Raw genomic sequence first — 18,755 nt, forward strand, 5'->3', positions numbered from 1 at the left:
GCCCGCGCCTGCGCCGCCCCTGGCCCCGCCATCCCCCGCCGATGCCCAGCCGGGCGCGCTCACGCTCTCGCCGGCGGCCCTGGCTTATTTGACGCGGCAAAACGACGCCCCGGGGCCGCAAGCCGCGACGCAGCAGGTGGACATCTATCTGCACGGCTTTCCTGACAACATCGAGGTGCAAACCAGCACGCAAGGCGCGGCGCCGCCCGCGCGCGTGCAAAATGTCGGCCGCAACGGCACGCTGAGCAACCACCGGAATTACTGAAATGAGCTTTGCGTTTTCTTTGCCGGTTGCGGGCGCCGCCGGGCTCCTGCAAAGCGCGCTGCGCCGCGCCGCCTTCGCGGGCATCGGCTTCTACGTCAAAACCCAGAAGGCCAAGGCTGGGCGCCGCCTCGTCATCAACGAGATCCCGCTCGGCGTCGCCGCGCTCTCCGATCAGGGCGCGCTGCCGCAACGCTTCACCGTCACCGCCTATTTCCTGGGGCCGGGCTGGCTGGCGGAGCGCGAGGCGCTGCTCGCCGTCCTCAACGCCAGCAACACGGCGCAAACCCTGATTTTACCGACCAAGGGCCCGCTCAAGGTGCGCGTCGGCGAGGTCAGCTATCAGGATGATGAGGCCATCGGCGCTTATGGCGCCGTCGATATCGAGTTCATTCAGGATAACAGCCTCCTCGCGCCCTACGGCAATGCGGATTTTGCCAGCAAGCTGCTGAATAATATCGAAGGCCTCATCAACCAGGTCACCACGGCCTATGATACCCTCATGGGGCCGTTGCTCGAGGACGCGGCGACGCTGGAATATGCGTCCTCGCTGCTGCTCTCCGCCGGCGCCTCCCTGCTTTCCCTGCCGCAAGCCCTGATTTCCGGGATCAACGCCAGCTTCGCGGCCGCGCCCGCCAATCCGTTCAGCACGGCCGCGGCGGTCACCTCGGCCTATCTCGGGGTGAGCGGCAATGCCGCCGCCGCCGCCAGCGCCGCCGCGCCCGCCTATACCGCTGCCCAGCCCCAAAGCGTGACGCAGCCCGCCGCCTTGCCGGGCGGCGGGGCAAGCTCCAGCGGCCAGACTAGCGGCGTCGATCCCGTTACTGCCGGGCTGCCCGCCAGCGCCTTCACCGCCAGCGCCGCGCCCAATCCGGTCAGCGGCGTCACCCCCGCCAATACCGCCGCCGCCGATCCCAGCATGGGCCTCGCCGCCCTTTGCGCCTGGGGCGCGGCCTTGCCGCCGCCGCCGCTCTTTCCGGCCGGGCTCGGCCAGGCCCAGGCCGGGGTGACGGGGCTGGTCCGGCAAAGCGCCGGCGTCGCGCTCATGGCCCTCTACGCCCAGATCGATTTCGCCAACGCCGCCGCCGCCGATACCGCCCGCGCCCAGCTTACCGCCGCGCTCAACGCCATCGGCGCCAGCATCGTTGATGCCGGCCAGACCGATCTCTACCGCGCCTGGAACGCCCTCGCCGCCATGGCGGTGCAGGACATGATCGCGCGCGCCCAAGGCCTGCCCGTCCTGGCGCAATATAGTATGCCCGGCTCGTTCCCCGATGTTGTGCTGGCGCAGCGCCTGCTCGGCGATGGCAGCCAGGGCGATGCCCTCGCCGCGCTCAACGCCGCCATCCACCCGCTGTTCATGCCCGCCAGCGGCTATTGGCTGGAGACGGCGCCATGAGCGCGGCTCTCGATACCACCCTCGAGCTGGTCGCGGGCGGCGTCGCCTATACCGGCTGGGAAACCATCGAGATCGAGCGCGGCATCGATGCCTGCGCCTCGCATTTCACCGTCACCTGCCCGGAACGCTTTCTCGGCAACGGCCTGCCCGTGCCGCTCGCCCCCTTCACCCCGGTGCAGCTGCGCCTCAAGGGGCAGATCATTCTCACCGGCTATGTCTTCGCCTATGACGCGCAATTCGCGCCCGGCCAGCGCCGCGCCAGCATCAGCGGCCGCAGCCTGACCGCGCAGCTGGTCGATTGCAGCCCCGATATCCCCGCCGGGCAGTATCAGGGCTATTCCCTCGCGGCGATCGCTAATTCCCTCTGCCAGCTCTTCGGGCTGAAAGCCAAGATCCAGACCAATCTCGCCAACGCCGCCCTCGCCGACGCCACGCTCGAGCGCGCCGAAACCGCCTTCCGCTTCATCGACCGTCTCGCCACCATCTGCGGCGTGCTCGCCTTCGACGATGAAAGCGGCGCCCTCGTCCTCGCCAATGCCGGCGCCAGCCGCGCCAGCGGCACGCTCACCGAGGGCGGCAATATCGTCAGCGCCCGGCTGCAGAATGACTGCGCCGAGCGTTATTCCACCTATATCGTCAAGGGTCAGTCGGGCATTTGCGCCGCCGCCGGGGCGTCGGGCTTCCCTTCCGGCGCGGGCGAGGCCGGGGCGGCGGATGACGCCAGCCCCAGCCTCGTCACCCCGCCAACGGGCGCGGTGCAAACCCAGCAGCGCGCCGTCGCCAATGATCCCGGCGTGCCACTCTACCGGCCCAAGATCATCATCGCCGAGGGCCAGCTCGATCAGGCGCAGCTGCAGCTGCGCGCCAATTGGCAGCGCGCCTATGCTTACGGCAAATCCCTCGCTGCCACCTTCACCGTGCCGGGCTGGACCCAGCCGGATACCAGTTTCTGGCGCATCAACGAGATGGCGACGGCGAATTCCCCCACCCTCGGCATCGATGAGGATCTGCTCATTCTCAAAACCGCCTTCCGCTATTCCGGCCGGGACGGCTACCTCACGGAAATCACCATCGGCCCGGTCGAGGGCGCGATCCCGTCGCCCAGCCTGCTGCGCCACCGCCGCCGCAAGCGCGGGCGCCATGCGCGCGGCAAGGGCGGCTTCGATTTCTCGGCGCTGGGAGTGGCCAAGGCATGAGCCTCGCCACCCTGATCACGCGGGGCAAGGTCATGCTCGCCCGCATGGCCGCGCGCACCTTGCTGCAGGTCACTGGCCTCGACAACGAGACCTTCAACAATGTCGAGCTGCTGCTGCCGCCCGGCTACGTCGCCTCGCCGCTCGCCGGCGCCGATGTCATCCTGCTGCAAACGAACGGCCTGCGCTCGCATCTCGTCGCCCTGTGCGGCGATAACACCGCCGATACCGTCGCCAATCTCGCCCCGGGCGAGGTCGGGCTCGCGCGCGGGCCGCGCAGCATCATCCTGCGCGTCAACGGCATTGTCCTGACCGATCCGCAGAAAATCGTCCTGCAAACCCCGGAACTCTACTGGAGCCCGGACGGCCAGACCATGCACAAGCTCGCCACCGACACGCACACCCATCCCGGCGTGCAGACCGGCGCCGGCGTCACCCAGGCGCCCAACGCCTCCTCCGGCATGGTGAGCGGCTGATGGCCGATCTCGCTTTGGTCTGGAACAATGCCGTGCTGCGGGCCGATCTCGCCGTCAGCCGCGGCGATATCGCCCTCGATCGCGGCCTGCAGACCGCCATCATCGTCAGCCTGTTCACCGACGCCCCCGCTTTGCCGGGCGATATCCTGCCCGATCATGCCGGGCCGCGCGGCTGGTGGGGCAATGCCTATCTCAGCCGCCCGATCGGCTCGCGTCTGTGGCTGCTGCGCCGCGCGGTCATCACTCAGGACACGCTCACCGCCGCCCAGGATTATGCCCGCGAGGCGCTGCAATGGCTGATCGATGACGGCGTGGCCGGCAGCATCGGCGTGACGGCGACGCAAATCGGGCTCAACGCCATCAACCTCGCCATCACCCTCAACCAGCAAGGCGGCTCGCCCGTCTTCAATCTCGTTTGGTCCGCGCAAGGCGCGGGAGGAATCGCATGACCACGCAAGTTCCCGTTTTCCCGGTGCCGGCGCTCGCGGATCTGCAAACCCAGATCCTCGCCGATCTCGCCAGCGTGCCCGGCCTCGATCAAACTCTCGGCGTGGGCGTGACGCCGGTGCTGGCGCTGGTCCTGGCCAAGCTCGCCGCCGGGGAATACGCCTATCTGGCGCAGCTGCCCAACCGCGCCCTCATCCCCACCCTTATGGCCTTCCCCTATCTCGACGTGTATTGCCAGCCCTTCGGCCTCACGCGCGAGCCCGCCACCGCCGCCAGCGGCAATGTCATCCTCACCGGCGCGCCCAGCATCCCCATTCCCGCCGGCGCGCAGATGCAGGATTCCACCGGCACGGTGACGCTGCAAACCATGGCGGCGGCGCAAATCGCCCCCGGCGCGCAAAGCGTGGCCGTGCCGGTGCAATCCATCACCACCGGCATGGCGGCCAATCTGCTGCCCAACGCCCCCGTCACCCTGCTCACGGCCATCGCCGGCATCCTCGCCACCGGCGCGGTCGATGGCAACGGTCTCAGCGGCGGCGCCAACCAGGAAAGCGACGCCGCCTTGCAGGCGCGGCTGGCCGAGCGGCTCGGCAGCCCGCCCCAAGGCGGGGCGGTGATGGATTTTGTCGCCTGGGCCAAACAGGTGGGCGGCGTCACCCGCGTCTGGGTCTATCCCACCCAGAACGGGCCCGGCACGGCCACGCTCGCCTTCATGATGGATGGCCGCGCCAATCCGGTGCCGCTCGCCGCCGATGTCGCCAATGTCCAGGCCGCCATCAACGCCGCCGCCCCGGTCGTGGGCGATTACATCGTCCTGTCCATCCAGGCGCAAGCCGTGCCCGTCGCCGTCCATGGCCTCACCGCCGCCAATGGCTATACCCTGGCCCAGGTGCAAGCCGGGGTGAGCGCCGCCATCGCCGCCCTCAATTACCTCACCACGCCGGGCGGTTACGGCTGGGACGGCCAAGCGCAGAATTTCCTGAGCGGCGGCACGCTCTATCTCGAGCAAATCTACGCCGCCATCGCCAATACGCCCGGCGTCGCCGCCTTCGACCTCGCCGCGCCGGCGGCGGATATCACCGCCAATTACGGCTATATCGTCCAGCTCGGGGCGCCGTCCTTCACATGAGCCAGGCGCTGACCATTCCCTGGGCCGGGCAGGAGGAATTTCTGCACGCCGCGCAGGCGCTGCTGCCGCCAGGCGATGCCTGGCCGCGCGAGACGGATGCCACGCTCACCGCGCTGCTGGGCGCCTGTGTGGCCGTCCTGGCCCGGCTGCACGCGCGCGCGGCCGATCTCACCGAGCGCGAAGCCCAGCCGCATCATGCGCAGGAACTGCTGCCGGCCTGGGAGGGCGTCTATAACCTGCCCGATCCCTGCTCGCCGGTTAACGCTTCGATCCCGCAGCGCCAGGCCGCGGTGGCCGCGCGCATGGCCGCGCATGGCGGCCAGACCGCCGCCTATTTCATCGGCGTCGCCGCACAGATGGGCTACGCCGTCACCATCACCACTTTCACCCCGCCGCAATACAACGTGGCGCGGTTCAACCAGGCGCGCTTTTACGCCGTGCCATGGCGCTTCGTCTGGCAAGTCAATTCGCCCTCCTTCGTGGCGTTCCCGGCGAAGTTCAGCGCATCCACGTTTGGCGAACGCTATGTCGCGTTCTCGAGCGGCGATCTGGCCTGCGTGCTCACCCGCATCAAGCCAACCTATTCCCTTCTCATCATGAATTACGGAGGAGTTTAATGGTCTATCGTTACGATGGCACGGATGGCCTGTCGACGCCGCCCCCGCCCGGCACGCAAGGGGCGGAAGTGTTCCCGACGGCGGGCATTCCGCCCGGCGTTCCCGCCTCGGTGATCGATGTCTACTGGATTTATTCGATATGCGAGGAGCTCCGCAACGTCGTCATCGGCGCGGGCATCACTCCCGCCAAGGCGCAGGTCAACCAGCTCCTGCAAGCGCTGCAATCCGGCGCGCTTACTTTCTGTGTCGATACCGGCGCGGCTGGGGCCTATGCCGTCTCGCCCATCAAGCCGATGGCGGCGCTGGGCAAGGGCATGCGCATCGCCTTCTTCGCCGCTGCCGGGCCGAATACCGGCCCCTGCACCCTCAACTATGGCGGGCTGGGGGCGATCCCCTTCGTCTCTCGCCTAGGCAATGCGTTTACCGGCTATGAGATCGTTGCTGGGCAGCTTGTCGAGGCGGTCTATAATGGCACGGCCTGGCAGGCATTGAACACGGCTGCGCCCGATAGCGGGAATGCGAATAAGACATTCAGTGTAGCTAACGCTTCTTCGGCCAATCAAGCAGTAGCCCTTGGGCAAGTTTTTCAAGAATTCAATTACGGGTCATCTACGACAGTTTCTCTCGGAAAGGCGCAGACCACCTATATTTTTACGGATGCGGCGACGGGTCCGATAACGATAACAGTAGGCCCGGGGGCCTTTGCTGGTCAGAGGGTGATAATTTATGGTAGAACAAACTACGCAATAACCGTCGCCTCGACCGTTTCATCTGGAAGCCCTTATTTCTATCTGCCGGATGGGAGTTCTGTTTACAGTATAGCTTTGCCCACGGGCATTGTTTCAAGGTTGGAACTTGTCTTTGATGGGAATAATTGGCGCGGTTCGACCGAAGGCAGAAAAGTCGTTTCAAACGCATATTCTTCTAATCAAGCAGTAGCCCTTGGGCAGTTTCCGATACCAGTTCAAACAGCATCGGGCCAAGGTACGTCTATTGGAGCCAACTTTAACGGGACCATATCTGTGTCGTTCACGGCCCCCTGTGACGGTACCGTGGTTGCTTTTGGAAAAGTGAATACCGATACAACAGCCGCTTCACCTATCACTGGAAATTTGTTGATTAATGGAAATGTAAAATCCACCGATAGCACCTTAGCATCTCAATCGCATTTGGCGGTTTTGCCAGTAACAAATGGAACTAGCGTAACAGCGGCTTTTAATCTTACCTCAGGAAGCACGTCCCCCGCCATAACCGCCACAACAGAAGTTATGGCGTTGTTTATCCCCTCTCCTTAAAGTGAAAAATAACCATGATCTATTATATCATTGATAACACCCATTGCGGCGTCTCCGCCGACGGCACGCTCCCGACCGGAGCGGTGGAATGCACCGAAGAACAGTATCAAAACGCCAGCGCGTGGACGGTGGCAAACGACCAGATCGTGGCCTACACGCCACCGCTTGCCCAAGTCCAGGCTGCGCAGATCACGGCGCTGCAATCCACCTGTCAGGCGGCGATCGAGGCGGGATTCACCTCCGCCGCACTTGGCGCATCCGCCAATTATCCCAGCGATCCGCGCAGCCAGGTGAATATCGCCCTCGCCGCCGCCAATGGCGGCTCGCTCTGGTGCGAGACCGGCACAAGCTGGGCCTTCACCGCGCATACAGCGGCGCAGGCGCAGCAGGTGCAGAAGGATTTGACGGCCCATATCCAGTCTTGCCAGAGCCAATATGCCGGGCTGCTGGCGCAGGTGATCGCCGCCGCCAGCGTTGCCGCCGCGCAAGCGGTGGTGTGGAGCTGATCCGGCCGTGCCGGGGCTGATCCCGCGCCTGGTCACGCCAGGCATGCCCGCCGGGCTGGCTCCCGCAGGGCGCGCCGCCACCCCGCTGCCGCTTGCCTTTCCCAATAAGCAGGCGGCGGAGGCGCTGGATTACGCCGTGGATTTCAGCGCCGCGCTGGCCGATACCGGCGATAGCCTCAGCTCCTTCACGGTGGCGATTTCACCCGCGACATCGCCGCCCCTTGCCGAAACCGCGCTCCCCGCGCCGCCGCCTTATGCTACCGCCGCCATGGCGGTGTTTTTTTTGAGCGGCGGGCTGGCGGGCACGGAATACACGGCGACGGTCACCGCCCTCACCGCTGGCGGCCGCACGCTTCAAGCCAGCATCATCCTCTACATTCCATCTTGAAGGATTGACATGACTACCGAGGAATATCGCCGGGGCCGGGTCGAGGAAGCGCTGGATGCCCTCAAGACGCGGGTCGACCGCATCGAATCGACGACAGCGGCAAAACTCGCCGAATTGGAGCGCGTCATGAATGCCGGCTTTTTGCACGGCCAGCGTGACCGCGAAAAAGGCAATGAGAAAATCGGCGATATGCTCAAAGAACTCGAAACCACTATGCTCGCCAGATACGAGCGTCTGGCCGCAACCATTAATGAATGGAAAGGAGGATTCAAACTCAGCACATTCCTGGCGATCCTCGTCGGAGGAATCATCAGCGGTATCATCAGCCATTTTTTATGAAGAAGGAATGAATATGACCGATACGACCTCGCCCGCCCCCGCAACCCGGGCGGCGGAAACCGCAACCCCGGCGGCCTCGAATGCAACTACGGCGGTTCCGAATGCAACTCAGGCGGCCTCGAATGCAACTTCGTCCGCCCCAACCGTGACCCCGGCGGCTCCTATCGCCAAAGAAACCCTCATCGCCGGGATCAAGGCCAAGATCGAGGCATTGATCGCCGATGCGGAGAAGGCGGTGGGACACGAGCTTACGGCGCTGCGCAACGATCTCGACGCCATCGGCCACGATGCCGATGGGTTTTGGGACAAGATCAAGGCGTGGTGCCACAAACACCTGTGAACGAAACCCAAGCCCAGCCCTCAACCCCGGCCCAAGCGCCGGGGTTTTTTATTGGGCTGCTCTACCGCCGCACCCCGGCGGGCGACTGGGTGCCGGACGAGGCCGCGCTCGGCTTCCTCGCCGGCATGGCCACGCTGTGCTGGGGCGCGATCTACTCCACGCTCTTCCCCAGCCATCCCTTCAACGCCGAGGGCTTCGGCATCGGCCTCGGCTCCGTCGCCGGGCTCTACAACCTCAGCCAAGGCCGGGCGGGCAAATTCGGCCCAGGAGATAAATCATGACCTTCATCATCTGCTGCGCCCTGCTTGGCGGCCTGCTCTGGCGGCTGGGCGGCGGGGCGTTGACCACGCTCACCGGCTTCAGCCTCGGCACGGATTTCGCCCGCGCCATCCGCGCTTGCCTGGGGGCGATTCTGTGCTGGCGTTTCGGCTGGCCTGGCCTCGCCGAAATCCCGGCGCTATTTCTCGGCGTCTGCATCGCAGGCTGGGGCCCGTTCCAGGGCATGGGGCTGCCCGACATTGGCAAGTCCGAGCCAAGCTGGAAGCGCTGGCTGCCCGGCGCGCTCGGGCTGGCCGAGGACGGTATTGCCTATGACCTGATCGGCATGGCCGAATGCGGGCTGCTCTGCATGGCCCCTCCCGCCGCCGTGGCCGGGTGGCTCGCTGGCTGGCATGGCGCGGTTATCCTGCTGGTTTCCGGGCTGCTCTTCGCCCCGGCCTATCTGCTCGCACGGCTGCCTTGGCCCGTCATCCCGCGCTTCGCACGCGGGCAGGAATGGGGCGAGGTCTTCGCCGGCGGAATCGTGGGAGCGGCGTTCGCGCTGGTGACGCCATGACCTGGCTCAAGCTCGCCCTGAAAATCGGGCCGTGGGCGCTGGCGGCGCTGCTGCTCGGCCTGCTGGTCATCGAGCATGAGCGGTTAGGTGCGGCCAACGCCCGCATCGCCGCCGTGCAGGCGCAATGCCAAGCGCAGGCGGCGGCGCTCACCGCCCAGGTCAACGCCGCCACGGCGGCGGCCCAGAGCCGCGCCCAGGCGGCGGCGGATGCGGCGGAGGTCAGTCTCGGCCAGACCCGCCAGCAGGCCGCGCAGCAGGTCCAATCGGCGCAAGCGGCGGTCTCCAAGGCCCTCGCCGATATCCAGCAGCAGAGCCAGCAGGCGGGGCAGGATGGCCCGATCCCGCCCGTGCTGGCGCGGGAGTTTCCGTGATGGTCAAAAACATGGGTTTTGCGCAAAGCAGGAAAACCGCCCTGATTTTTTGTGTAATCGCCAGCCTGGCCGGCTGCGCGGCCAATCCGCCCCCGCCGCTGGTGGAGACGCAGGTGAAATATGTGCATTGGGATTGGCCGCCTGACCTGCAATCCTGCGCGCCGGACGCCCCGCTGCTGGACACGCCGCATATCGCCGCCAGCGACCCGCACGCGGGCAGCAAGGTGGCGGCTTATATCGAGCAGCTGCGGGCGCATGACGGCGCCGAGCGCGCCGCCGCCGCTGATTGCCGTACGGTGCTGAGCCTCGCGGTGCAGGCATGGCGGGGGGCGCAGTGATGGCGCGCCTCACTCCCGCCCAGGCCGGCAGCGCGAATCGCGTCGCCTTCCTCGATATGCTCGCCTGGTCCGAGATCGGCCCCGCCCTGCTCGCCATATCGGATGATGGCTATAATGTGCTGGTGGGCAGCACGCCCGCGCATCCGCTGCTGTTCCATAGCTATGACCGGCATCCGGATGTTTTGAACCATCAGCTCAATTCCACCGCGGCCGGGCGGTATCAGCTCATCCATGCCACTTGGCTGGAATGCCAGCAGGCGCTGCGGCTGCCGGATTTTTCGCCGCAAAGCCAGGAGTGGGCGGCGCTGCACCTCATCCGCGAACGCGGCGCGATGCCCGCCATCGATGCCGGGCGGCTGAGCGTGGCGATCGATCTCTGTGCGGCGATCTGGGCCAGTTTGCCGGGGAATAGCTACGGCCAGCCCGAGCATCCGCTGGCGGACCTACAGGCCGCTTACGGACGAGCTGGCGGGGTAGTGGCATGATCGACCCGCGCGCAATCGACCTGTGGACGCGCCGCCCCTACGCGGGCAGCGCCCCGGTGCTGACCTGGGCGCTGGTCTGGCCGATGGGATGCTGGTGGCCGCTATGGATGATGGTCCCTGTCTAGGGCGTTTTTGTACGGACGGTAGGCCCGAAGGCGCTGATTTATACGTTATGCCGTTTGGACAGTAACTCGGAGGCCCATGGCTTTCATGACCTTGGTGAGGGTGGAAAGCGTGGGGTTACCTTCATCAGACAATGACTTGTATAGCGTTTCTCGCGTCAATCCGGTTTCTTTGGAGAGCTGGCTAATGCCGTGCGCCCGCGCCACAACCCCAAGCGCATGGGCAATATAAGCAGGGTCTTCCTCTTCAAAGGCCGCGCTCAGAAAGTCAACTACCTCAGTCTCTGTCTTGAGATGGTTGGCCATGTCGAAGGGTTTGGTTTCCAGGGACATCCTATATCTCCGTTGCCATATCAAGCGCGCGCTTTATGTCTCTGTCTTGCGTGGATTTGTCGCCGCCGCAGAGAAGGATGATCGCCTCTTGCCCGCGCCTCACAAAATAAATCCGGTAGCCGGGCCCGAAGTCGATCCGCATCTCACCGATGCCGCTGAAGAATTTTACGTCTCCCAGATTTCCCTGAGAAGCGCGGAATATACGAACATCGATCTTTTGCTTCGCTTTCCCGTCCCTGAGGCCGTCCAACCAGGCGGCAAATTCAGCGGTGGCGCGGATCGCGATCATGTAAACTATATACTACACATTCGCACGAAATGTCAACTACAAAATACACACAAAAAGAGATAAGCCTTGTGGCTGCCGATGCGCCGAATGGAAAGGGTGGCCCCGCGCAGCCGCTGCTGTTCCATAATTAGGCGATTATGCACTTTACAATACCAGAAAATGAGCATACTATCAGGGTATGGAAAATGCGAACAACCAAACCAAGGGTGAAAAGACCTCCAGCGGCGACCTTACGCTAATGCAGATTATGCAGCGTTTTTCTACCGAGGAGTCGGCGCGCGCGTATTTCGAGCATATTCGCTGGCCGAATGGCCCGACGTGCCCCCATTGCGGCAATAGCTCCTCCGATCGCATTTATAAAGTCACGGCAAATCCAGAGAGGAAAATCCGGGATGGATTGTATAAATGCGCTGAGTGCCTTCAAGGTTTTACGGTCACAGTTGGCACCGTAATGGAGGACTCGCATCTTCCGCTCAATAAATGGCTCATCGCCTTCTACATGATGTGTGCCAGCAAGACTCAAGTGAGCGCACTTCAGTTGCAGCGCCAACTAGAGATTGGCTCTTATCGTACCGCTTGGTTCCTCTGCCATCGCATTCGGTATGCGCTCAAAGAAGCGGACCCACGCGACTTGCTGGTTGGTACAGTGGAGGCTGACGAAACATATATTGGAGGCAAGGCGCGCGGTAAAGGTCGCGGCTATGTCAAGAACAAGACTGCTGTCGTGTCTCTGGTTGAGCGGGGTGGGCGAGTTCGCTCGCGCGCCCTTGATACGGTCAACAGCGAAGATATAACTTCTCTTCTGCGCGCGAATGTCGCGAGTGATGCATGTCTAAACACTGACGAGTCTCCTCTATATAAGAAGGTTGGCAAAGAGTTTTTTGCCCATGACACTGTAAACCATTCAATAGAAGAATACGCCCGCAACGATAAAAAAACCGGGCGTAAAGCCACCACGAACGCAGCGGAGGGCTTTTTCGGCAACAGCAAGAGGTCGATCGATGGGACGCACCATCATATCGGTCGCAAGCATGTTGGTCTTTATTTTGCGGAGTTGGATCACAAATACAGCAATCGCAAGTTAACGGATGGCGCTCGGACTCAGGATGGTATAAAAAAGATGGAGGGCAAGCGCTTAATATTGCGCCCCTCAACGAAGCAGGTTTGATATCGTGGCTGGTTTGCTAAAACGAATTTCGGAGCGCCGTTCAGAGCACTTGCTGAACGATCTTCTTGTCTCGCAGGGGTGGGTACTGCGGCGTCCGCCGCATGGCGATGTTCTCTTCCAGAATGAGTACCGTTCTATCCCCGACCTCGCTGACGCTCTATCTAAGGCCAGTAAATCGGGGTTGGGTTTTGGAATTCCCGAAGCCATTCTTGTCGATCGTGAAACTCAGGCTCCGCTTGCGGTCATTGAGGTTAAGCCTCTCGTAGGAGAAATCGATAAAGCAACGGTAGAAGCGCAAGCCTACGCTGAGGCTTTTTGGAAAGCGGGGTCACGGCCGCTGGCGATCGGGCTGGCCGGAACATCGGATGACGAGTTTCGGCTACAGGTTTCAAAGAGAGTCAACTCGAAATGGGTACCAGTCACATATGATGGCTATCCAATAAGCTGGATACCCACACGGATCGATCTAGATCGCGTAGCCGTACCTCGCGGCCCTGCTGAGATAAGACCGACGATGCCGCCATTAGACGTGTTGGCGGCGCGTGCTGATGAAATCAACAGGTTGTTGCGTGAATCGCAAATTCGAGATGGTCTTCGGCCTGTTGTAGTGGGCGCGATCATGCTTGCCCTGTGGAACTCTAAAGGCGAAATTCGCCGAGACCCCCGATACATTCTGCGCGATATCAACGAGTCTTGCAGGGATGCCTTTGTGCGCGCTGGCAAGGCAGATTTAGCCAAGAGCCTGCGCGTGGACGAGGCAAATGAGAAACTTAGAGATAAGTCCCGTCGCATTACGACTATACTAGAAAGATTGAATGTCACCGTTCTCACGGCAGAGCATGACTATCTAGGGCAACTCTACGAAACATTCTTTCGATACACTGGCGGCAATACGATCGGTCAGTATTTTACGCCTCGCCACATAACCAAGATGATGGCCGACGTTTGTGGCGTGACGCAAAAGGACGTTGTTATCGACCCCGCCTGTGGCACGGGAGGGTTTTTAATCGCGTGCATGGACCGCCTATTAAAGGAAGATCATCTGTCGCGAAGCCAGATGGTTGAGGTGATCAAATCAAAACTAATCGGATTTGAGGCGGAGCCTGAAACAGCAGCACTCTGCGTCGCGAACATGATTTTGCGGGGTGATGGCTCTACTGGAATCCATCGAGCTGACTGCCTGTCTTCGCCATCATATCCTTTAGGTCTTGCGTCAGTGGCGCTTATGAATCCGCCATTCCCACATCAAAAGACCGACACCCCTAGTGAGGAGTTTGTTGATCGCGCCCTTGAAGCGCTTAGAGATCGCGGGAAACTGGCTGTAATACTTCCTACCGGGCTACTCGCCAAGCCCGGAGCAGGGGAGTGGCGGGCTAAAATTCTTCGGCACAATACGCTTGTAGCTGTCTGTCAGCTTCCCAATGAGTTGTTTCAGCCGTTCGCGGCGGCAACCACATCATTTGTTGTAATAGAGAAGGGAGTTCCGCACAATCCCAAGCGGAAGACTACGTTTGTACGCCTTCATTATGATGGGTTGGAGTTGCAAAAAGGCGCACGCGTTGAGCGTGGTAGCAACCAAATTCCTGAGGCGATTGAGGCTATTCTGAATGGAACGGTCAAGCCGGGCTTCTCTGGAACCGCCTCAATCGCAGGTGCGGTAGAATGGTCAGCCGGTGCGTATATTCCATCCGCTCCACCGGAGGAGGCAGAGCTACGTGAAGCGGTAGATGTTTTGTTGAGGCGCATGGCTTCCTTCTATACTCGCTACGCGCCAGAAGTTTTGAACCAAAGACGCGCAATTGAGGCTGGCGAGATCGTGCAACAACCCTACAGGGAGATTGTTTCAAACAAGAAGCTAGATAACGCAGCCACAATCAGCGGCAACAAGGATGACGTCGGCGGTCGTTTTGATATGTTTTATGGCCTAGGAGCACTGGAATCTCGCGAAGGCATACCGCCGGGACGTACGCTCATAATCTCACCTACAGAGCAGTATAACGGGTGCGACGGTTGGCTAGAATTCGATACCGTTCTAGAGCCCCCCTTCATTACCGTTGCTCGCACTGGAAGTATTGGCGAGGCTTTCGTTCATCTAGAGCCTTGCGCGCCTAATTCCGATTGCATCGTATTGCTTCCGAGGCGTGCAGAATGGTCAACGATCTCCGAGTTAATAATGGCGGCATCCGCAATCCGTTTGGAGAAATGGAGATATAACTATGGCCGCAAGATCACGCCCCAGCGCCTCGCTGGCGTGAAATTAAGTCACTCTCCCGATATACTCGCATTTGCCGCAAACCTTTATGGAAAATTTGAGGAAGTGATAGCGGCCAGTTTGTCTCCATATCAGACAGAGGACGAACGAGACGCTTCAATTGCGAAACGGCGGTTAACTGAATTAAGTCGAAACCCTGAGAGGTGGTTACGGGGATCTGCTCTTAACAAGCGTCTTCTTAAGTTAGAAGAGCAGTAGACAGTATGCCGCTCGTTGGGTTTGCCTTCTCGGAGGCGTCGCTTGATTTTTTGGAAAGCTTGCCGCCAAAACTGCGCTCGCAAGTCATGAAAAAGGCAAAATCTCTGCTTGAGAATCCATATCCGCAGGGCGCAAAGAAACTAAACGGCATTGCGACAGCGGCGGGGGAACCCGTTTATCGGGAGCGTTCAGGGGATTACCGGATTCTTTATGTCGTTCGAGATAAGCATCGTGAAGTTGTGATCCTTGATATCGATCACCGGAAGGATATTTACCGATGACCAAAAAAGCAATTGAGCCAGACGAGATGAAGATACCTGCTGAAAAGTTTGATACCATAATGCGCCGGGCACTCGGCACGCCACCGCCCAACGAGGACTCAAAACCACCCGCCAAGCCCAAAAATGGTAAGGTCAAGAAACTACCTAAAACCGATTAGCGCATAGCGGCCCTGATATCACTATGTGTCGGAAGGTATTGTAAAGTGCATAATCGCCCATAATTATGACCGGCATCTGGAATGCCAGCAGGCGCTGCGGCTGCCGGATTTTTCGCCGCAAAGCCAGGATTGGGCGGCGCTGCACCTCATCCGCGAGCGGGGCGCGATGCCCGCCATCGATGCCGGGCGGCTGAGCGTGGCAATCGACCTCTGCGCGGCGATCTGGGCCAGCCTGCCGGGGAATAGCTACGGCCAGCCCGAGCATCCGCTGCGGACCTGCAAGCCGCTTATGGGCGAGCTGGCGGGGTGCTGGCCTGATCATCTTCCGGCAATAGATCCTCGATCCCTGCGAAGAACTACGGCACCGACATTTCAACACTGACCAGGCTCATCGAGGAGGGCAAGCTCTGAGCCGTTCTACGCAGCTAAATCCGGATACGCTTTACAAAAAGCGGCGTCCGTCAGCTAAGCTGGCGGGCGCCTTCCCATAGATCAGCAAGGCGCAGCGCCGCTTCAAATGAGCGGGCCTTGCACAAAATATTAATACCTTTCCGCTCCGGCGAATCGCTGGCCTCGAACAAAAAATACCCCTCGAATCCCATATGCTCCGCGCCAGACTCGATTATTGTTTGACGCGACAAGGTTGCGATATGCAAGCTACAATCAACTCCAAGTTCAATACTTGAAAGAACGTCATCCATGGCCGCGCCCCTCAAAAAAGAACGCCAAGCACCACGGTTGTCTGCTAACGAATTTGCACATTACATGGTCTCCTCAGACACAGCGCGTATGGGCATCCTACGCCGCGCCAAATATCCTCAATCCGCTCCGCTGATCCGGTATCGGGACGCCCGCGACGCCGTTTGCCGGTATTTGACAGACCGCACACGTAGCTTGAATCAACTTGTCTCAGCGGAGTCAATGCTTAAACAGAGGTCGGAAGATCCAGCCATTTCAGCATTCTGGCAAGAAGACGCCAAATTTTCGATTGAAGTCCTGCGCGCTGTTCAGCGCATGGCAAATCAACTAGGGCAGTTCGACTTTATTGCTGCGCCCCGCGAGCAGCCAAAGCTAATCGTTGGAGGTGTCGAAATTTCAGTATGGGCTGATTTGCTGGTGCATGGTGTGGCCAAGGGACAAGACCAGGTAGGAGCGGCGGTCCTTCGTATGACTCAAGATGATGCTGAAACTGATGCCGCTAAGGAACGCCGCCGAAACATGGGGATATATGTAGCATCCTTGGCGAGACTCCATGTTGAGCAAAATCTCAATTTGAACCGACCACCCGCAAATCGCCTGTGCATGTCGATAGACATCCAGCATGGCGAAATTTTCGTGGCTCCAAACGCAAACTCTAGACGGATGAATGACATCGAAAACGCATGCCATTTTATCGCAGCCGCTTGGCCAAATGTCTAATACTGACCCACTACCGGCGAGTTCTTTCCGTTGATATGCTGGCCAAGCGGTGAATCTATGCCGCCATGGCAGACATCCCCAAGCTGTGGTCGGGATCGGGCTTTTACCCGGCGTAGCACCGGTTGTCGGGGATTCCTGCGCAAAAGCTGCCGCGTTGGGCGCGCGTGGGCATGCCTATCGTGGTAAGGAATATCCTCCCCTTTGGCGGCCTACGAACAGTCTGGCGGGATATTGGCCTGATCTTCTTTCGGCAACAGATCCTCGATCCTCAGCCCCAGCGCGCGGGCAAGGCTGGCGTAAATACCGATCGCGCCGGTCCGCTTGCCGGTCTCGATCTGCGCCAAATAAGCTTGGGATATATGCACCGCCTTGGCGAGCTGCTCTTGGCTTAATCCCCGGTATTTACGCCAGAATGCGAGCGGCGTTGGGGCGGCGAGGTAGTCGAGCGCCTCTTTCTCGGTGAGTAAAGGCGCGCCATTGGCTACGTCACGCATCGCAATCGCGTGATCGCGGGCATCGATGAGGTTTTGATACTCCTCAGTTGTAATCGTAATGCTGTTCACGGCCATTCTCCTTAATCATAAACACCGCCTCGCGAGCCGATCTTTGGTGACGATAATCCGGTCCACCGTTTCTTCGAATATCACCCGGAAGTCGCCTATGCGGAGCCGCTTGGCATTCATCCCCACAAGAGCGGTAACCTGATTCGCATGAGCCCGTTGGTCCGCCGCGTATTCGGAAATTGCCCTCATGATGCGCTCCCGTACATTGCTGTGTAGCTTGAGCGATTTGAGCGCAGGTAGAGTGTAGACCACTTCCTTCATATTGCTTTATAGCTTTTAGCTATTATATTGGCAATAACAAAATGCTATCCTTTGTAAGAAAACACGTTTAATCTCATTCTGTGAGTCGGCAAGCCGTGCCGGCTAGGAGATTGCAATGGGTTTTCGCTACCGAAAGCAAATCAAGATCGCTCCGGGGTTCAAATTGAACCTCTCGAAATCCGGCACGAGCCTGTCGATCGGCGAACGCGGAGCCACGTTGAATGTCGGCCGTCATGGCGAGACCATAACCACCGGCATATCTGGCTCTGGGCTCAGCTACAGAAAGCGCATCGGCTTCCACCGGCGGCTTAAAAAACGCCACGGCTTTTTGACGCTGGTGATCGCCTTCATCATTATCTGGCTCATCCTGCATAGCCATTGATCGGCGACGCCCTCCGCCTCGGCATGATGACTGACGGGAGCGTTATGACCGACCTCGACGGGGCGATTCCCGGCCATTTCGTCCTATAGTAGGGGACGCACAGCTCCTATCGTTCACCCGGCGCCGATGACCTCGGCTGTCAACATGGTGCTGGCTTGGCTCTCAGGGGGTAGGTCGTAAACCATGCTTACGAGGACGCGCCGGAACAGGGTCGCGCGGCATAGCGACTGCGGCCATCTGGAAGACGACATAGCGGGCCAGAGCGATTCCTTCCGCGCCGATCCTCGCCGCCTTCTTGTGGATGCTGGTCAGCGGCCACCCTTCCAACTCGCGTCTGGCCACATGGAAGCCAGCTGGTGTGGTGGCTTTCTATTGCCTCAGATAATGATGGCAATTTAGGGCAGTATAAGCGTCTCATTTTGGCTTATATTTGGGCCAAAAACCACAAGAAAAGTGTTTAAAATCAACATGGAAATGTTCCAGGTGGTGATCTTAATCAACGGAGAAGGAGGTGCCGCAGCCGCAGGCGGAGGTCGCGTTGGGGTTTTTCACCAGGAAATGCGCGCCCATCAGCGCGTCCTTGAAATCGAGCTCCGCCCCGGCGAGAAAATCCAGGCTCACCGGGTCCACATAGACCGTGGCGCCGCCGCGCTCGAGCACGGTATCGTCCGGGGCCTGGGTATCGGTGAGGTCGAATTTATATTGCAGCCCGGAGCAGCCGCCCGCCAGCACCTCCACCCGCAGCGCCCGCGCCCCCGGCTCGGCGCGCAGAATTTCCGCCACCCGGGCGGCGGCCGCCGGAGATATGGAGAAGGGGGTCATCGTGTCGCTCATGCCACCTAATATAGCGCGGCGGGGCCTTGGTGGTAAGGCCGGGCTGTTTTAAAGC

29 protein-coding genes are annotated in these 18,755 nt (G+C 60.7%); 24 read left to right on the forward strand and 5 right to left on the reverse strand.

Features of this window, described 5'->3' with window-relative positions:
• The 17 genes from M7H45_RS02355 to M7H45_RS02435 all read left to right on the forward strand — a co-directional run.
• The coding region (locus tag M7H45_RS02355; protein ID WP_298214323.1) for a hypothetical protein at positions 1-265 on the forward strand (265 nt) is incomplete at its 5' end.
• A gap of 1 nt (position 266) precedes the next feature.
• Entirely contained in the window at positions 267-1,661 is a 1,395-nt protein-coding gene (locus tag M7H45_RS02360) for a DNA circularization N-terminal domain-containing protein (RefSeq protein ID WP_298214325.1), read from the forward strand.
• Positions 1,658-2,857 carry a phage baseplate assembly protein gene (locus M7H45_RS02365; protein WP_298214327.1) on the forward strand — a complete coding sequence of 400 codons (1,200 nt, stop codon included), beginning with the start codon at positions 1,658-1,660 and terminating at the stop codon, positions 2,855-2,857. Before M7H45_RS02360 ends, M7H45_RS02365 begins: the two co-directional genes overlap by 4 nt.
• The gene (locus tag M7H45_RS02370) at positions 2,854-3,330 is read left to right on the forward strand and encodes a phage baseplate assembly protein (protein ID WP_298214329.1); all 477 of its coding nucleotides are present in this window, start codon (positions 2,854-2,856) and stop codon (positions 3,328-3,330) included. Before M7H45_RS02365 ends, M7H45_RS02370 begins: the two co-directional genes overlap by 4 nt.
• Complete coding sequence (locus tag M7H45_RS02375) at positions 3,330-3,779, forward strand: phage GP46 family protein (protein WP_298214331.1); 450 nt, start codon at positions 3,330-3,332, stop codon at positions 3,777-3,779. Before M7H45_RS02370 ends, M7H45_RS02375 begins: the two co-directional genes overlap by 1 nt.
• Positions 3,776-4,906 (forward strand): baseplate J/gp47 family protein, encoded by a 1,131-nt coding sequence (locus M7H45_RS02380; protein ID WP_298214333.1) that lies wholly within the window; start codon positions 3,776-3,778, stop codon positions 4,904-4,906. Before M7H45_RS02375 ends, M7H45_RS02380 begins: the two co-directional genes overlap by 4 nt.
• Entirely contained in the window at positions 4,903-5,523 is a 621-nt protein-coding gene (locus M7H45_RS02385) for a YmfQ family protein (protein WP_298214335.1), read from the forward strand. The genes M7H45_RS02380 and M7H45_RS02385 overlap by 4 nt, the downstream gene beginning before the upstream one ends.
• Positions 5,523-6,818, forward strand: a complete 1,296-nt coding sequence (locus M7H45_RS02390; protein WP_298214336.1) for a hypothetical protein — start codon at positions 5,523-5,525, stop codon at positions 6,816-6,818. Before M7H45_RS02385 ends, M7H45_RS02390 begins: the two co-directional genes overlap by 1 nt.
• Before the next feature lie 14 nt (positions 6,819-6,832).
• Positions 6,833-7,324: a hypothetical protein gene (locus tag M7H45_RS02395; protein WP_298214338.1), complete on the forward strand. Its 492-nt coding sequence runs from the start codon at positions 6,833-6,835 to the stop codon at positions 7,322-7,324.
• A 7-nt stretch (positions 7,325-7,331) separates the two neighbouring features.
• On the forward strand, positions 7,332-7,712 hold the full coding sequence (locus M7H45_RS02400; protein ID WP_298214340.1) for a hypothetical protein: 381 nt from the start codon (positions 7,332-7,334) through the stop codon (positions 7,710-7,712).
• A 9-nt stretch (positions 7,713-7,721) separates the two neighbouring features.
• Positions 7,722-8,051 carry a hypothetical protein gene (locus tag M7H45_RS02405; protein ID WP_298214342.1) on the forward strand — a complete coding sequence of 110 codons (330 nt, stop codon included), beginning with the start codon at positions 7,722-7,724 and terminating at the stop codon, positions 8,049-8,051.
• Between the two features lie 13 nt (positions 8,052-8,064).
• On the forward strand, positions 8,065-8,391 hold the full coding sequence (locus M7H45_RS02410) for a hypothetical protein (RefSeq protein WP_298214344.1): 327 nt from the start codon (positions 8,065-8,067) through the stop codon (positions 8,389-8,391).
• Positions 8,373-8,672 (forward strand): hypothetical protein, encoded by a 300-nt coding sequence (locus tag M7H45_RS02415; RefSeq protein WP_298214346.1) that lies wholly within the window; start codon positions 8,373-8,375, stop codon positions 8,670-8,672. The genes M7H45_RS02410 and M7H45_RS02415 overlap by 19 nt, the downstream gene beginning before the upstream one ends.
• Positions 8,669-9,226, forward strand: coding sequence for a hypothetical protein (locus M7H45_RS02420; protein WP_298214347.1), 558 nt, complete (start codon positions 8,669-8,671; stop codon positions 9,224-9,226). The genes M7H45_RS02415 and M7H45_RS02420 overlap by 4 nt, the downstream gene beginning before the upstream one ends.
• Positions 9,223-9,597 (forward strand): hypothetical protein, encoded by a 375-nt coding sequence (locus M7H45_RS02425; RefSeq protein WP_298214349.1) that lies wholly within the window; start codon positions 9,223-9,225, stop codon positions 9,595-9,597. The genes M7H45_RS02420 and M7H45_RS02425 overlap by 4 nt, the downstream gene beginning before the upstream one ends.
• 11 nt (positions 9,598-9,608) lie before the next feature.
• Positions 9,609-9,935, forward strand: coding sequence for a hypothetical protein (locus M7H45_RS02430; protein ID WP_298214351.1), 327 nt, complete (start codon positions 9,609-9,611; stop codon positions 9,933-9,935).
• Positions 9,935-10,420, forward strand: coding sequence for a glycoside hydrolase family 104 protein (locus M7H45_RS02435; protein WP_298214353.1), 486 nt, complete (start codon positions 9,935-9,937; stop codon positions 10,418-10,420). Before M7H45_RS02430 ends, M7H45_RS02435 begins: the two co-directional genes overlap by 1 nt.
• 170 nt (positions 10,421-10,590) lie before the next feature.
• Here the strand turns inward: M7H45_RS02435 and M7H45_RS02440 are convergent, their stop codons facing one another.
• Positions 10,591-10,875 carry an addiction module antidote protein gene (locus M7H45_RS02440; RefSeq protein ID WP_298214355.1) on the reverse strand — a complete coding sequence of 95 codons (285 nt, stop codon included), beginning with the start codon at positions 10,873-10,875 and terminating at the stop codon, positions 10,591-10,593.
• A gap of 1 nt (position 10,876) precedes the next feature.
• Positions 10,877-11,164, reverse strand: coding sequence for a type II toxin-antitoxin system RelE/ParE family toxin (locus M7H45_RS02445; RefSeq protein WP_298214357.1), 288 nt, complete (start codon positions 11,162-11,164; stop codon positions 10,877-10,879).
• A gap of 247 nt (positions 11,165-11,411) precedes the next feature.
• Here M7H45_RS02445 and M7H45_RS02450 point away from each other — a divergent pair, with 247 nt between their 5' ends.
• Genes M7H45_RS02450 through M7H45_RS02470 form a run of 5 tightly spaced genes read left to right on the forward strand, consistent with a single transcriptional unit; the run spans position 11,412 to position 15,623 of the window.
• Positions 11,412-12,332 carry an IS1595 family transposase gene (locus M7H45_RS02450; RefSeq protein WP_298214457.1) on the forward strand — a complete coding sequence of 307 codons (921 nt, stop codon included), beginning with the start codon at positions 11,412-11,414 and terminating at the stop codon, positions 12,330-12,332.
• A 4-nt stretch (positions 12,333-12,336) separates the two neighbouring features.
• A complete protein-coding gene (locus M7H45_RS02455) occupies positions 12,337-14,802 on the forward strand; it encodes a class I SAM-dependent DNA methyltransferase (protein ID WP_298214360.1) in 2,466 nt (821 codons plus the stop codon).
• A 5-nt stretch (positions 14,803-14,807) separates the two neighbouring features.
• The gene (locus M7H45_RS02460) at positions 14,808-15,083 is read left to right on the forward strand and encodes a type II toxin-antitoxin system RelE/ParE family toxin (protein ID WP_298214362.1); all 276 of its coding nucleotides are present in this window, start codon (positions 14,808-14,810) and stop codon (positions 15,081-15,083) included.
• Positions 15,080-15,241: a hypothetical protein gene (locus M7H45_RS02465; RefSeq protein WP_298214364.1), complete on the forward strand. Its 162-nt coding sequence runs from the start codon at positions 15,080-15,082 to the stop codon at positions 15,239-15,241. Before M7H45_RS02460 ends, M7H45_RS02465 begins: the two co-directional genes overlap by 4 nt.
• Positions 15,242-15,266: 25 nt before the next feature.
• A complete protein-coding gene (locus tag M7H45_RS02470) occupies positions 15,267-15,623 on the forward strand; it encodes a hypothetical protein (RefSeq protein ID WP_298214366.1) in 357 nt (118 codons plus the stop codon).
• A 79-nt stretch (positions 15,624-15,702) separates the two neighbouring features.
• Here the strand turns inward: M7H45_RS02470 and M7H45_RS02475 are convergent, their stop codons facing one another.
• Complete coding sequence (locus M7H45_RS02475) at positions 15,703-15,942, reverse strand: hypothetical protein (protein ID WP_298214368.1); 240 nt, start codon at positions 15,940-15,942, stop codon at positions 15,703-15,705.
• On the opposite strand from M7H45_RS02475, the gene M7H45_RS02480 reads away from it, so the two are divergent.
• Positions 15,941-16,660 (forward strand): hypothetical protein, encoded by a 720-nt coding sequence (locus M7H45_RS02480; protein WP_298214370.1) that lies wholly within the window; start codon positions 15,941-15,943, stop codon positions 16,658-16,660. The genes M7H45_RS02475 and M7H45_RS02480 overlap by 2 nt on opposite strands.
• Positions 16,661-16,869: 209 nt before the next feature.
• Here the strand turns inward: M7H45_RS02480 and M7H45_RS02485 are convergent, their stop codons facing one another.
• Positions 16,870-17,223, reverse strand: a complete 354-nt coding sequence (locus M7H45_RS02485) for a helix-turn-helix transcriptional regulator (RefSeq protein ID WP_298214372.1) — start codon at positions 17,221-17,223, stop codon at positions 16,870-16,872.
• Positions 17,224-17,599: 376 nt separating this feature from the next.
• Between M7H45_RS02485 and M7H45_RS02490 the strand changes: the two genes are divergently transcribed.
• Positions 17,600-17,866: a DUF4236 domain-containing protein gene (locus M7H45_RS02490; protein ID WP_298214374.1), complete on the forward strand. Its 267-nt coding sequence runs from the start codon at positions 17,600-17,602 to the stop codon at positions 17,864-17,866.
• A 492-nt stretch (positions 17,867-18,358) separates the two neighbouring features.
• Here M7H45_RS02490 and M7H45_RS02500 read toward each other — a convergent pair whose 3' ends face one another.
• Positions 18,359-18,700, reverse strand: coding sequence for an iron-sulfur cluster assembly accessory protein (locus M7H45_RS02500; protein ID WP_298214376.1), 342 nt, complete (start codon positions 18,698-18,700; stop codon positions 18,359-18,361).
• Between the last annotated feature and the right edge of the window lie 55 nt (positions 18,701-18,755).

It is taken from the genome of Acidocella sp., assembly GCF_027352905.1.
Lineage (GTDB): Bacteria > Pseudomonadota > Alphaproteobacteria > Acetobacterales > Acetobacteraceae > Acidocella.